13 protein-coding genes are annotated in these 14,438 nt (G+C 35.7%); 9 read left to right on the top strand and 4 right to left on the bottom strand.

What is annotated here, in order from left to right; translation table 11 throughout:
- Positions 1–34: 34 nt before the first annotated feature.
- Complete coding sequence (gene lysS, locus IPJ83_13975; GenBank protein ID MBK7881653.1) at positions 35–1,549, top strand: lysine--tRNA ligase; 1,515 nt, start codon at positions 35–37, stop codon at positions 1,547–1,549.
- A 128-nt stretch (positions 1,550–1,677) separates the two neighbouring features.
- Here lysS and IPJ83_13970 read toward each other — a convergent pair whose 3' ends face one another.
- Both IPJ83_13970 and IPJ83_13965 read right to left on the bottom strand, forming a co-directional pair.
- A complete protein-coding gene (locus tag IPJ83_13970; protein MBK7881652.1) occupies positions 1,678–1,944 on the bottom strand; it encodes a hypothetical protein in 267 nt (88 codons plus the stop codon).
- Positions 1,945–1,990: 46 nt separating this feature from the next.
- Complete coding sequence (locus tag IPJ83_13965) at positions 1,991–2,575, bottom strand: GNAT family N-acetyltransferase (GenBank protein MBK7881651.1); 585 nt, start codon at positions 2,573–2,575, stop codon at positions 1,991–1,993.
- A 406-nt stretch (positions 2,576–2,981) separates the two neighbouring features.
- Here IPJ83_13965 and IPJ83_13960 point away from each other — a divergent pair, with 406 nt between their 5' ends.
- Together IPJ83_13960 and IPJ83_13955 are read left to right on the top strand one after the other, a co-directional pair.
- Entirely contained in the window at positions 2,982–3,938 is a 957-nt protein-coding gene (locus IPJ83_13960; protein ID MBK7881650.1) for a TerC/Alx family metal homeostasis membrane protein, read from the top strand.
- 103 nt (positions 3,939–4,041) lie between these two features.
- Positions 4,042–4,215 carry a hypothetical protein gene (locus IPJ83_13955; GenBank protein ID MBK7881649.1) on the top strand — a complete coding sequence of 58 codons (174 nt, stop codon included), beginning with the start codon at positions 4,042–4,044 and terminating at the stop codon, positions 4,213–4,215.
- Between the two features lie 15 nt (positions 4,216–4,230).
- On the opposite strand, the gene corA is transcribed toward IPJ83_13955, so the two are convergent.
- Positions 4,231–5,274 (bottom strand): magnesium/cobalt transporter CorA, encoded by a 1,044-nt coding sequence (gene corA, locus IPJ83_13950; GenBank protein ID MBK7881648.1) that lies wholly within the window; start codon positions 5,272–5,274, stop codon positions 4,231–4,233.
- Positions 5,275–5,505: 231 nt separating this feature from the next.
- Here corA and IPJ83_13945 point away from each other — a divergent pair, with 231 nt between their 5' ends.
- From IPJ83_13945 to IPJ83_13925, 5 genes are all read left to right on the top strand, one after another.
- Positions 5,506–6,819 (top strand): hypothetical protein, encoded by a 1,314-nt coding sequence (locus IPJ83_13945; protein MBK7881647.1) that lies wholly within the window; start codon positions 5,506–5,508, stop codon positions 6,817–6,819.
- 4 nt (positions 6,820–6,823) lie between these two features.
- Positions 6,824–7,903, top strand: a complete 1,080-nt coding sequence (locus IPJ83_13940) for a trypsin-like peptidase domain-containing protein (protein MBK7881646.1) — start codon at positions 6,824–6,826, stop codon at positions 7,901–7,903.
- A gap of 103 nt (positions 7,904–8,006) precedes the next feature.
- A complete protein-coding gene (locus tag IPJ83_13935) occupies positions 8,007–9,095 on the top strand; it encodes a PorP/SprF family type IX secretion system membrane protein (GenBank protein ID MBK7881645.1) in 1,089 nt (362 codons plus the stop codon).
- Positions 9,096–9,215: 120 nt separating this feature from the next.
- Positions 9,216–9,650, top strand: coding sequence for a polymer-forming cytoskeletal protein (locus tag IPJ83_13930; protein MBK7881644.1), 435 nt, complete (start codon positions 9,216–9,218; stop codon positions 9,648–9,650).
- 8 nt (positions 9,651–9,658) lie between these two features.
- Entirely contained in the window at positions 9,659–9,877 is a 219-nt protein-coding gene (locus IPJ83_13925; GenBank protein MBK7881643.1) for an AtpZ/AtpI family protein, read from the top strand.
- A gap of 423 nt (positions 9,878–10,300) precedes the next feature.
- Here the strand turns inward: IPJ83_13925 and IPJ83_13920 are convergent, their stop codons facing one another.
- Positions 10,301–11,071 carry an enoyl-CoA hydratase/isomerase family protein gene (locus IPJ83_13920; GenBank protein MBK7881642.1) on the bottom strand — a complete coding sequence of 257 codons (771 nt, stop codon included), beginning with the start codon at positions 11,069–11,071 and terminating at the stop codon, positions 10,301–10,303.
- A 118-nt stretch (positions 11,072–11,189) separates the two neighbouring features.
- Here IPJ83_13920 and IPJ83_13915 point away from each other — a divergent pair, with 118 nt between their 5' ends.
- Positions 11,190–13,580, top strand: a complete 2,391-nt coding sequence (locus IPJ83_13915; protein MBK7881641.1) for a choice-of-anchor B family protein — start codon at positions 11,190–11,192, stop codon at positions 13,578–13,580.
- Positions 13,581–14,438 lie beyond the last annotated feature (858 nt).

Here is a 14,438-nt window from a genome sequence, read left to right as displayed (position 1 = left end):
TTGAATGTAAATTTGTGCTTTTAAAATATATAATATGCATCATCTCAGTGAACAAGAGATTATTCGGCGACAATATTTAGAAGAAATTCAGGCAATGGGCATAAACCCATATCCTGCGGAAGCTTATGACATAAATACAACAGCCAAAGAAATTAAGGAGGAATTTGAATCAAGGCCAAATGATTTTTCCAACATAAGTATCGCCGGAAGATTGATGATGAAAAGAGTTATGGGCAAAGCCTCTTTCGCTGAAATTCAGGATAGCACGGGCAAGATTCAGGCTTACATCAATAGGGATCTAATTTGTCCCGGAGAAAACAAGGATCAGTATAATATTCTCTTTAAAAAATTGTGCGACATAGGTGATTTTGTGGGCGTTAAAGGTTATGTTTTTAAAACACAAACCGGAGAGATAAGTATTCATGTATCAGAGTTTTATTTTTTGGCAAAATCTTTACATCCCTTACCAATTGTCAAAGTGGATGCAGAAGGAAAAGTTCATGATGCATTTTTGGACCCGGAAGCAAGATATCGAAAGCGGTATGTAGACCTCATTGTAAATCCGCATGTAAAAGAAATTTTTATCAAACGATCCAGGATCATTGCAAGAATGAGGCATTATTTTGATGAACGTGGATGGCTGGAAGTAGAAACACCTGTTTTACAAAGGATCCATGGAGGGGCTGCAGCAAGACCATTTAAGACGCATCACAATGCTTTGGACCTTCCGCTTTATTTAAGGATAGCCAACGAATTATATTTGAAAAGGTTAATTGTTGGTGGGTTCGATGGAGTCTATGAATTTGGTAAAATGTTCCGAAACGAAGGGATGGACCGAACGCATAATCCTGAATTCACCTCCATGGAAATTTATGTAGCATACAAGGATTACCTCTGGATGATGGAAATGGTAGAGCAAATGCTGGACAAAGTAGTATCTGAAGTTAATGGAACTACTGAGGTAATAGTGGGAGGAAAAGAAATCAGTTTCAAAAAGCCATATCGAAGGATTTCAATGTATGATGCAATTCAAGAATATGCAGGAGTAGATGTTCAACATATGTCTGAATCAGATCTACTTACCTTTTGTAAAAGCAGACATATTGAGGTAGATGGGACTATGGGTAAAGGTAAATTGATTGATTCAATATTTGGGGATCTGGTTGAGCACCATCTTATTCAACCTACTTATATAACGGACTATCCAATTGAAATGACTCCTCTGGCTAAAAAGCACCGGGACAAAGAAGGTTTAGTAGAAAGATTTGAGCTTTATGTCAATGGAAAAGAAATTGCCAATGCTTACTCCGAATTGAATGACCCAATTGATCAAAGAATGAGATTTGAAGATCAGTTATCCCTTTCTGATCGTGGAGACGAAGAGGCCATGGCGATGGATGAAGAATTTTTACAAGCACTAGAATATGGTATGCCTCCGACCTCCGGTCTTGGAATCGGAATTGATAGGCTAACCATGATGCTCACGGGTCAGGAGGCCATACAGGAAGTTTTGCTTTTTCCTCAAATGAAACCTGAAAAAGGCCTATAAAACGAGGAGTAGTTAAGCGTTTTACAGCCTTTTTGTTAGAAATGCAAATACCATTGATTCGAGGAAATACTTTGTACCTCATTTTACACTGCTGAATTGTGTGTAAAATTCAAGTGGGTTCTAAAACGCTATTTATCTTTTATTAGAGGATTATTTTTATTAAAGATCGCTAAAGCGGATACTACAGCCCATGTTCCTTCCAATAAGATAAACGGTATAGAATTAATAAGATAGGAGGATAAGCAAGCCAATAATGCCCCAAACAAATTCAGAAATAGATAATATTTATCCGTTGTTTTAAGTTTGCCGTAGAGGTTCAAAAAATAAGCCAATAGAATTTGAAAAACACCCAATGTGCCGAGCAAATCTGAGGGAGAGAGTAAGTTAAAACTCATGTATAATTAGTTTTTTTTATCCTTTGGATTAAATAATGGATGAAAGCTATAGGTCTTTATGAACATTATCAAACTTCATTTCTCCTGAATTAAAGAGTTCTTGAAATTTTTCATAACTCAATTGCCATTGATTCACCTCTTGTTCAAAATTAAGAGAGCCTGGTATGCAACGATATGTTTTAATGAATTCAAAACCTATTTTAGCTAATGTTTTATTGGGCGCCGGATTTAATGAATATGGTTCGCAAATTAAATTTGTTAATTTGAGGTTTTTGAAAAAGTAAGGTAAGCTAAGTTTAACAAAAATACGCCCAAAACCAGACTTCCTATACTCCTGATTCCATAAGTGCAAATGCATATTTGCTTTTTCAGCGTATGTTATTTGATTTACATTACAATGGCCAATCGCAACATCATTGAGTAGCCAAATAATACAATAGGATTTTTTATGTTCATATTCCGTTTTAAGTTGTTCATTCAACATATCAATCCATTCAGATCTTGAAGGAAACTTTGTTAGGTCACATCCCATGGAACAAAAATATTCCGGGTCTGTCTGAAGCCAATAATCTGCAATATGGGGTATGTCATGAGCTGTAATCTCTCTTACAGAAAGTATAGATTTATGCATTATTTTTTGTATTTAGCATTTATTGAATAATTCTAATATACCCACGATTCAAATGACAGAGATGATTAAGTTTTCCTTTCTTAGAATTGCAGTTTGAATCATACCATGTTATGATTTCGTTTTATGAAGAATCAGAAATTGGATAATAAATGAATGATTTTAATATCTGTTATAAATATCCAAACCTTCTGCAATTTACGGGTTGAATTTAGATTATCTTTCAAGCAGATCAAAATTTGTTTGACTTTTTATTAATTATATCTTGGGTTGTTCAAAAAATTTTATGGTAAATTCATCCATTGCATGCTCGGATGGATGTTTGGAATTAACAGTTTTAGAGTATGGCAATAGATCTGTACAATAGAGTCAGATTCTTGTTCCCATTTCAACATATATTTGCAGTACCATGCTGATTTTTTGGTCATATGTTTTATTTCTAATATTGGTTGTATTTTTAGATTACAAACTTTTTGCTGGTTCCGGAGAAGCTGACGGAATGAAGAAAGCTTGGCATTCTATTATTTATTGGTTTGCCATAACCCTGTTTACAATTGGTCTTATAATGCTTTCATACGATAGAGATTGGTTTCAATCTTATTTATCGCATGACCAAAGTTTGACTGCATGGGAAGCAGGGAGTTTATTTCTATCGGGGTATATTGTCGAACAGTCTTTGAGTATAGATAATATATTTGTAATGGCCTTCCTATTAAATTACTTCAAAGTGCCTGTAAACTATCGACCTGGATTACTTAGTATTGGAATTTGGACGGCAATTTTACTCAGGGGAATAATGATCATTATTGGACTTTGGTTAATTCAATCCATCTCCTGGCTTATCTATCTTTTAGGTATAATCCTCATCTATTCTGGGATTAAAATCTACGGTACGTCACCTGAAGACCAATCAGATCCAAATAAAAGTATATTGATCCGATTAATTCGTCGATATTTACCCATAACAAAAGGCTACTATGGTCAAAAATTTATGGTTAAAAAAATGGGAAAATGGGCAATTACCCCTCTTTTGTTAACTCTTGTCGCCATAGAATTAACAGATATTTTATTTGCAATTGATTCAATTCCAGCTATCTTTGCCATTACAACGGATCCCTTTCTTGTATTGTCCTCTAATATTCTTGCAATTGCGAATATGAGGTCTTTTTTCACTATTCTATCAAGAGCCCTTGAAAAATTGGAATTTATCCATCATGCTCTGGCAATTTTACTGATTTATATTGGATTTAAGATACTCTTGGAAGATCACATACATATTTCAGGAAGTCTGAACTTGTTAATCATTTTATTTGTTTTAGTAGCAGGTGTGGTTTATTCTATTTTAAGAACCTCAAGAAGTAAATAAATCAAAAAATGTGAATTAAATTATTGTTAAAGGCGCAATAATGTATTACATTTTATCCTTATATTTGTGAATTATATCCATGAACATTTAACTGGCTTATTCAATGCGTAACATTTTTAAATTAAAAAGCTCCAACAAAGAAAGCAAAGTACAAGAGAAGGCAAAAAAAGAAGAAATGATTGCTAAAGGCAAAGGTCATAACGACAAAAGCAGTCATGAAGAATCTAACTCTTCTACTGGCTTTTACAACAACGATGAGGACTTGGGCTATTGCTAAAGTGGTTTGATATTCTTAAATGATTCTTTTTCGTTTAAAGTATATAATCAATCCCACAACAAAGAATCCGATAGTCATCCACCAAATTAGGTAGCCATACTTCCAATGTAACTCTGGCATGAATTCAAAATTCATCCCATATATTCCTGTCATGAACAGGATTGGTATGGATATTGTAGATATGGCCGCCAACCATTTCATATCCTTGTTCAGGGCTATCGAAGTTTGATTGAGCGCGAGGTCTTTCATCCCATTCAACAATTCTCTTTGATTGTCGATGATTTCAATAATTTGAATAATGTGGTCTTCAAGATCTCTGTAGAAAATCATGTTTGATTCCTCAAGAAATTGAGTTTCGGACCTCTTTAATTTACCAATCTCGTCTCTTAATGGATAAATGTATTTTCTGAATTTGAGCAGAGCTCCTCTGATGGTAAAAATATCTAAAATAATGTCTTCCCCAGGTTTTTGATGGATTCTTTCTTCGAGGTTTGCAATTTCCAAGTCAATGGCATCAGCGACTAAAAAATAACAATCTACCAGGTAATCCATCATGGCATAGAACAAGTAGTCGGAATTCTTATTTCTTATTCTAGAGATCTCGGATCTCATTCTTTTTCGTATAATAGCAAAGCTATCATCAGGGTTTTCCTGAAAGCTGACTAAAACATGTTCAGCAAAGAAGGTGGACACTTGTTCTTTCAGAATGGTTTTTGTGTTTGGATCAAATTTTAAGTTTTGTACAATGGAAAATATTCCATTTTCATAAATGTCTATTTTGGTACGCTGACTCAATTCTTGGATATCCTCTAAAATCAACCGATGAATGTTAAAAGTTTCTCCGATTTTAAGTATATATTCCGAATCATGTATGCCCATGACATCCAACCATAAGTTATGTTCAGGTAAAGCTTGTGATTTCCTAATGTCAGAAATGTCCAATTCTAAAATATTATTTGTATTATAGCATAGAAATTGACCAATTGGTTTTTCTATAGTTTGATTTCTTTCAAAGATTAAAGTCCCAGGTGACAGTCCTGTTTTTTTTCTTTTGGACATGGTTGTTTAAGTTTACGCAAATCTAAGGAAATTAAGCATTCTCTTTAAAGTATGGCATTTCTGATCATTTTAACTATATTCCTATTAATTGGGTAATAGGTTTAAATGGGGCAGAACAAACGAGTTGTCCAAATTTCCGGAGTATAGTTGAAATTTAGATTTAGTTTTCCCGTTAAATACTAATTTTAGGTCTTTAATATTTGAATATTGGATTTTTTCTAAATCTCTTTAATGGGCTTTTTTGATAGAATTTTAGGGGGCTCTCAATTGAAAGGCCCTAATCTGTGTTTTGGTCGAGCAACTGACTTGCCTAAAGATAAATCTCAACTAGAGCTATGGGATAAAGCTAATGAATCTTTTAATCAGGGTGATTATTTTCAATCTCTTGAACAGTTCTTTAATTATTTAAACAACCCTGAATTGCAGAATCTAACTTACCGAAAGGTATCCGGAGGATTTGAATTTTCATTGGTTCAAGGATCAAAAATTATTGAAGGGTTAGTGGATAATAACTGGTTGAGAGCAGAATCGAAGCTTGCCAAATGTAAAAGTCTGAGCATCGGGTTTTTGAGGAAATTGGTAGAATCAAATTTTGACCTTCAGTATGGAAGATATGCTCTGGATCCAAATTCAAATCTATGTATCATTTTTGAAAGTTTTGTTGAAGAAGCATCACCCTATAAATTGTTTTTTGGCCTCAAAGAGATTGCTGTCAAAGCAGATAAGCAAGATGATTTGCTGTTGGATGAATTTACCGAGCTGGAGGCAATTAACACCACACATATTGTACAACAGGATGTTGAAATAAAGAAAGTAAAATTCAATTTCCTCAAGGAGACACTTAGAAAGGCAATAGCGATGGAAGACATGGGGAATCTTAATTTGGACAGATATCCCGGAGCCATGACCTACATTTATTTACACACCCTTTATAAAATTGACTACTTGCTATGCCCGGAGGGGAAAAGTATGGAGCTTATCGAAGAAGCCCATAGTGCCTATTTTGAACAAGGCGACCTAGATGCTCATGAAAAGGTACAATCTTTATCCAAAAGCCTGAAAGAGCTTAATGCCATTGGTGAAGATAAATTTGCGCTTGAATTATATATTGTTAACCACACATTTGGGATAAACAATAACGTCCCTCATTCTACAATCGCCCAGTTTATAGATACCGAAATGCAGGCATTGGAGTGGTATCTTTCCAATAAACATGTAAAAATTTGCCAGGATATTTGCTCCTATATAGTTGGTTATTGTCTGTTCAGTTTTGCTCTTGCAGAACCTGTTTCGAAACTGTTTCATCTTTTTTATGAAATTGAAGAGCCTGATTTTTTCAAAGACTTGGGTTATACCAAACATTTTGGTCCGAAAGACATTGAAATAAAAAAAATTGAATCCAAAATTAAATCTTCTATTAAAGATATACTTCAAGCATCTGCTACCAAGTATCCGGAAATAAATTCAGAAGTCAAACTGAATTTTGATTCTAGAATTGAATTTTCAATTTCCTTGCTCCAGCTGATTAAAGATTTAAATGTTTAAACACTTGAAAGATATAATTGAATTATATAAGGGTGCAGTGATACAAATCGCTACTCCTTTTTCAATTGGGACAGGTTTTTTTTTAAAAGACGCAGATCTTATCATCACCAATGAACATGTTGTTAGAAACAATAAAGAAGTGGTTATTGATGGCAATGGCTTGCATAGGGTAGTTAGCCCTGTGATATACCTGGATCTAAAGTTTGATCTTGCTTTTATTAAATCACCTGCAAAGCACAATTTGGCTAACATTCAACTTGGTGATTCAACAAAAGCTGTTGAGGGAGACCAGGTATTGGCAGTAGGCCATCCTTTTGGGTTAAAATATACAGCCACACAGGGAATAATTTCGAATACCTTACATCAGCAAGACGACATACAATACATTCAGCATGATGCAGCTTTAAATCCTGGAAATAGTGGGGGGCCACTTGTAAATGTAGATGGAGAGATTATCGGGGTCAATACCTTTATCATTAAGGATGGGCAAAACATTGGATTTTCCCTGCCAAGTCAATATCTTCTTGAAAGCATAAAAGATTTTAAAAAAAGGGAGAATCCTGTTGCAGTAAGATGCGAATCATGTTCAAACCTGGTTTTCGAACCCAATCAAGAAAAGAAATATTGTCCATTTTGTGGCGCCAGGATCCGTATGATCTCCGAAATTGAAGACTACGAACCCAAAGGTCTTCGCAGGATTCTTGAGGAATCGATCACCAAGCTGGGGTTTGATATAAAATTAACCAGGAGGGGGCCTTTCAACTGGGAGATCATAAAAGGTTCAGCCAAGATTTTGATCAGTTATCATGAAGAATCGGGAATGATAGCTGGGGATGCAGTCCTTGCCGGTTTACCAAAAGAAAATATAAAATCAATTTACGAGTTCATCTTGCAGCAGAATTATCATTTGCGGGGTCTTGTCTTAGGGGTACGAAAAAATGATATAGTCCTTTCCTTTGTAGTCTTTGATCAGTATTCAAAACAAGAATTTCTGGATAAGTTGATCCAAAGTCTGATACATACTGCAGATGAATATGACAATTTACTTGTATCGAAATATGGTGTGTTAATAACTAAAGATTAGATCCTTACGAATTATTAAAAAATAAATATGTGTAGAGTGCTTCGAAATGGGAATGTTTTTTGTCAGAATAGCTCTATATTTAACCTTTGCTAAAATAGTAGGTATGCGTAGAATTATACAATTGATTCTTTTTATTGCTCCATTGAGTGTATTCACTCAGGACATCCATTTTTCTCAGTTTTATATGTCTCCCTTAAATCTAAACCCTGCTTTGACAGGCGTTATGAATTGTAAGATGCGGTTTGTGGCAAATTACAGGAACCAGTGGGCTCCTGTACTTAAGTCAAAATCTTTCAATACTTTCAACATGTCCTTTGACCAAAAAATACCCGTTGGCAGGTATGATTATTTTGGCTTTGGGGGAACCTTTTGGGGAGATAAGGCTGGGTCGTTGGATTTTTCAACCATTCAATTCAAGCTTTCCGGATCTTACAGCAAACGGATGGCTGGAACCCGTACTTCAGCCCAATATTTAGTTTTTGGAGCCGATGCATCCCTAAATCAGAGAAGTATAAATTTTCACAATGCGCTTTGGGGAAATCAGATTACCTCAAGTGGGCCTAACACAAATTTACCCGGAGATCCGACGATTTTTGACCCTGGCTTCCTGTTTGCAGACATGACTATTGGATTATTGTGGTTCTCTGTGTTGGATAAAAACAATAATTATTATTTCGGAGGTTCCTACAGCCATTTGAATGAGCCGCTACAAAACAATTCAGTGGATGCACCAGGTAATAATTTTAGTCCCGCTCCTTTATATCCAAAATTAACTGTTCACGGTGGCGGGGTTTTTGCTCTGGATCGCAAGAACAGTATAGTGCCGGGCATTGTCAGCTTTTTTCAAGGTCCTCACTGGCAAGTTAACGGAGGTACAAGCTTCCGATTTAACATGAGTAAATCTAGGTATGATGAGCAATCTTTCCAACTTGGTTTATGGGGACGTCTTGCCAATTCAGAAAAAGTAAAAGATGCAACAACAACACCAGTAACTTATTCAAATGGAGTATTGATGGATGCATTGATACTTTCAACAAGATTTGATTATAACAAATTTGGAGTTGGTTTAAGCTATGATGTGAATGTGTCCGGGCTCAGAAAAGCAAGTGCTGCAAACAACTCCTTTGAGTTTTCTTTTATTTACAATATTTGTGGGCCTGAAAAGCGCGGAATCTATTGCCCTAACTTCTAGTACACTTATAATAAACTTAACATATAAAGAGCATTCAGAAATGGATGCTCTTTCTTTTTTAATGCAAATCAGTTTGCTGGTGGATTTTTTGTAATTTTATCTTCTCAAAAAGGTAAACTTATGTTCGGAAACAAAAACACTCAAGCAAAGGAACCAGTTAAAGGCGTTTCCGGAGCCCCTACCCAGGGTGCTCTAAACAGCCTTGTTATGGGTACAATAATTGAAGGAACTATTAATGCAGACAACGACATTAGAATCGATGGTCTCCTAAAAGGTGTATTGATTTGTAAGGGGAAGGTAATTATAGGGCCTAAAGGTCAGATTGAAGGTGAAATTAAGGCTCAAAATGCAGTGATAGAAGGTCAATTTAAGGGAAGTCTAATTATAGAGGATCTTTTACAAATCAAAGAAACCGCCCATGTTGAAGGGGAGATCAATACAGATAAACTTTCTGTCAGTCCCGGTGCAAAATTTAATGTGGTCAGTAAAATGGCTTCCCAATTTACGGGGAGAAATACACCGCCACCGGTGCGGTCTGAGGATAATCTGAAGTAGTAAAGAAAATGCGTCCTAATAAAACAAGGGTAAACGCTTACCTTAAATATTCAGGATTGGCCTTTCAATTATTCGGAACCATGGCTGCTGGAGCATTTCTTGGTCGATGGATCGATCAAAAGCTTAATACAGAAAAGCCTTATTTTACCATTCTTTTTGTAGCAATTTTCTTTTTCGCTGCCATGGTATGGGTCTATATGGATTTGCAAAAGACAAGATCAGAATGAACCGAACGAAGTTTTTTCTTTTTTTGTTTTTATGTTTTTTCCTTTCGTGGTTGATTGGTAACTTAATTTTCCCAATACAAGAAAAGTCAAAGTTCTTTTTAAGTTTGCTGGGTGTCTTTTTTATGTTTTTTGGAATTATTGTGTACGAGATTTCGACTCGTGCCAGCTATTCAAAAAATCTATACCTATTTAGTCAGATATTTCTTATTTCTGTTTTATTGAAAATAACCTTGTTTGTATTTATTGTCATACTTGCAATAAGAAAGTTTGGCTATGAAAAAAAGGAAATAATTATTCCTGCTCTTTTTATCTATTTGATATTCACAATTTACGAAACCTATTTTTTAATGAAGATCAGTCATCAAAAAGTGTCTTGATCGAGTAACACATCATTTTTTTGGTTTGTTGGTACAATACAAAAGCCTAAGGTCTGAAGTTTGGTTTCCTTTTTTCTAAAAATGCTAAAATTCCTTCTTTTGCCTCGGATGACTCCATAATTTTCCCAAATTCCGAAGCTTCAAGTGCAAATCCTTTCTCCTCATTTAGATAATAGGCATTTACAGTTCGGATGATGGCAGCAATAGATTTTGGTCCTTTTTTACCAATTTTTTCTAAAAGCTCTATTGACCTGGAAAGCTCAAAACCAGGTTCACAAATTTGATTCACTAAACCCAGTCTCAAGGCTTCTTCTGCGTTGATCATGTCTCCTGTTAATAGTAATTCCATCGTTTTGGTTTTACCAATATATCTAGTCAATCTTTGGGTTGCTCCGTATCCAGGTATGAGTCCAAGATTTAATTCAGGTTGCCCAAATCGGGCATGTGATCCTGCGATTCGAAGATGACAACTCATCGCCAGTTCACAACCTCCTCCAAGAGCGAATCCATTTATTGCAGCAACAACCGGAATTTCGAGAGCTTCAATAGAGGAAAATAACTTCTGTCCTTTAAGAGATAAAACTTCCCCTTCTGCTTGACTTATATTTTGAAATTCTGTAATATCGGCTCCTGCAACAAAAGATTTGGAACCGGCACCGGTCAGAATGACACCTTTAAAGGAATTTTTTGATTTTTGAATTTCATGAAACAGGTCAGTCAAAATTTGAATGACATTTTTGTTTAATGCATTTAGGCTTGATTCCCTGTTGATTGTAATAATTTGAATGCCGTTTTCGAGGCTGTTTAAAACTTCCATCTTAAAATTTTGTCAGACTGCAAAGATGGCTAAGGAATGGCATATTAAGTTCAGCTAGGCCTTGAATTTTGTCACTTTTTTGGTTTATTTTAAGTAAATTTGCAGCGAAAATTATTTTATGAAATACAGTTTTTCAACATTTTTATTTTGCCTTTTTTGGTTTTCACTAAATGCGCAGGATGGTGACCTCAATATGAAAATTGTTGCCCACGTCCCGGTTCCGGAAGGAGGATCAGGGATTTGGCATTATGTTGATAAAAATAAAATAGAGTATGCAGTCTTTGGTAGTAGAGACGCGGTTATAATTTATAGTTTGGAGGATCCTGCAAAACCAATTGAAAGATTTAGATTGCCAGGGGTCAATACAATCTGGAGAGAGGTATATATTTATGGGGACTATATTTATGGGGTGAATGATAATCAAGCAAACGGTTTGATCATAATCAACATGAAGAATGCGCCGTTGAACATCACGGGAAAATTTTGGAAAGCCAATATTACTGCTAACGGACAAACAGCCGAATTAAATACTTGTCATACGGTCTTTGTAGACGATAAGGGTAGGTTATATTTGAATGGATGTTCACCATGGAGGGGTACTTTGATCTTTGACATCACCAAGCAGCCTGAGAATCCTGAATACCTGGGAGCACAGACTAAAAGATACTGTCATGATAATTTTGGTAGAAATGATACTATTTGGTCCGCAGATGTTTTGGACGGAGTATTGAGTATATGGGACATAAAAAATCCTTCTGCAGTAAAAGAATTGGCAGCTGTGACAACACCTTTTGCCTTTACACACAATGCCTGGCCTTCTGATGATGGCAAATATGTTTTTACAACGGATGAAAAGGAAAATGCCTTTGTTGCATCGTATGACATTCAGGATTTGGCAAATATAAAATTGTTGGATAAATACCGTCCAAAGGATACGGAAGGAAACGGCGTAATCCCACATAATACAAGGTATCTAAATGGATTTTTAATTACAGCTTATTACACGGATGGGGTAAAAATTACAGACGTCCATCGACCTGATAATATGGTTGAAGTAGGAAGTGTGGATACTTGGTCTGGGCCACATGGTGGATTTAATGGATGTTGGGGGGTGAGTCCTTATCTTCCGAGCGGAACAATTGTTGCATCTGACATTCAGGGCGGATTATTTGTTATAAAGCCTACCTACATTAGGGCTTGCTATTTGGAAGGTAAGGTTATTGATTCATTAACAGGCTTGCCAATCAGCAACACAACGATTGAAATTTTAGCACCTAGAAAAAATGGAAAGACAAGTGATCTTAAAGGAGATTATAAAACAGGTTATGCTAATTCCGGAACCTATAGTGTGGTCTATAACCATCCTGAATATTTTCCTGAAACCATCAGTATTGAGTTGAAAAATGGGCTTGTAACAATTAAAGATGTCAAATTAAAGCCTCGAAACGTGCTTTTAAACATAAAGGTAACTGTTAAAGATGCTAAAACTTTACAAAACATACCCGATGCTAGAGTCTTATTTTCGAACCACAATAGGGATAAAAATTCCATCACTGATCAAACCGGGATGGTGGTCGTTCAAGTGTTTCAAGATACTTTCCCTTATGATTTATTTGTAGGTAAATGGGGCTATTTGCATAAGAAGGTGATTTTTGATTCTCAAAATCCTGTTTCTGAGATTGTTATCTTAGTTAACAAAGGATATCAGGATGATTTTCTATTTGATCAGGGGTGGAAAGTGACATCTACCGCATCGTCTGGCACTTGGACCAGAGGAGAACCCAAAGGTACTTCCCAAGGTGGGGTAGTTGTTGCTCCTGAACTTGATCTACCTAATGATTTTGGGGTAGAGTGTTTTATAACAGGAAACGAGGGGTCAACTATTTCGGATGACGATATTGACAATGGAGGAACAGTTTTAATTTCCCCAGTAATGAATTTGGTTACTTACAATCTGCCTTTGCTTAGCTATTCAACATGGTTTGCAAATCAGGGGGGAAGTGGAATACCAAATGACAAAATGGTGGTCAGATTAAATAACGGTTCTCAAACCGTAGTTTTGGATGAAATTGTCACCCCAGATCCAAAGTGGACAACTAAATCCAAAATCGATCTCAAATCCATGATTACTTTGACTGACAGTATGGTACTTACAGTAGATATTGCAGATGACAATCCGGGGCATGTCTTAGAAGGTGGGTTCGATGGTTTTTTGGTAACCGAAGGGCGTCCGGTAGGTTCTATTGACCTGTTTAACGAAAACTTGCGCATTGCGGCATATCCAAGTTCGTTTTTAGATAAAACAACCATTGAATTAAATTTAATTCCTGGGCTAAAGAATAGCGCTTTGGAAGTGCTTAATCTCAACGGGGTAATAGTTAGCAAAATTCAAATTCCTGATGGTATACAGAATATTTCAGTTGGTCAGGGATTAAATCCCGGTATGTATTCGGTAAGATTTGTCAGTGAACAAGGTTTGAGTAATACTGTTAGGATAATAAAATTCTAAATTTTTACCATTTATCATTTAGATAATTGGATGATATTTTAAAAACTGAACAAACACTTAGTTTGTATTTTTCATATTGCCCTCTATAGGCGGATTGATAATATTGTTTGATTCGACGAATTAACCTTTGAATCCAGAATTACAATATTTAAATTAGGATGTTTAATTCTGAATTCTGTTTACTTTTTATTTTTCAATTTTCTTGAGTAGCATATTTAATTTTAATCTACAATATTCATAGACTCATAAAAGGAGATAACAATCATATTATTACTTTATTGGTTCATCTTTTAAATACTGGACGAACACAGTCAAAAAATTGAACTTAAAATTCCTTAATCAATTTTGTGCACTAAATTTCGGTATGAAAGGAAAAAGACGAATAGACCAAAGTACTCTAATGAATGAGATATCTTTGATTACCATCTAAATGATGAGCATCAGTTCACTAAGTGAATACCCCCAACCACACAGCGTCAATCTGTCTGCAATAATAAGCTTGTAATGCCTGCCTGAATGAATCAAACTGTTGGGTCTACCTAAAAGCTTCTTTCTGCCAGGCCTAACAGCTGGAACTAGTTATCGAGCGCAATCAAAAGTGTTGTTTAGGTTTTTGAATAGAAAGAGGGGTTTCTTTGGTTCTAGAGAGTGATCGACATCCGACAAATGGGGGGAATGAATCACGACAGTGCTTCAAGAGAAGGTGGTCTACGCCCACCGGTGTAAGTGTGCAACTAATTGGATCAACTTTATCTAACTGCGTCCAGCTGGTAGGCTGTCCTTATGACTGAGTCTAGCAGGCAGGTTCGAAAGTATTGTACTATTTTTTGTTTGTATTAGAAGGTATTTTACTTTGAT

Origin of the sequence: Candidatus Vicinibacter proximus, assembly GCA_016713905.1 — a bacterium.
Taxonomy (GTDB): domain Bacteria; phylum Bacteroidota; class Bacteroidia; order Chitinophagales; family Saprospiraceae; genus Vicinibacter; species Vicinibacter proximus.
This window is presented reverse-complemented; position numbering and strand designations above follow the sequence as displayed.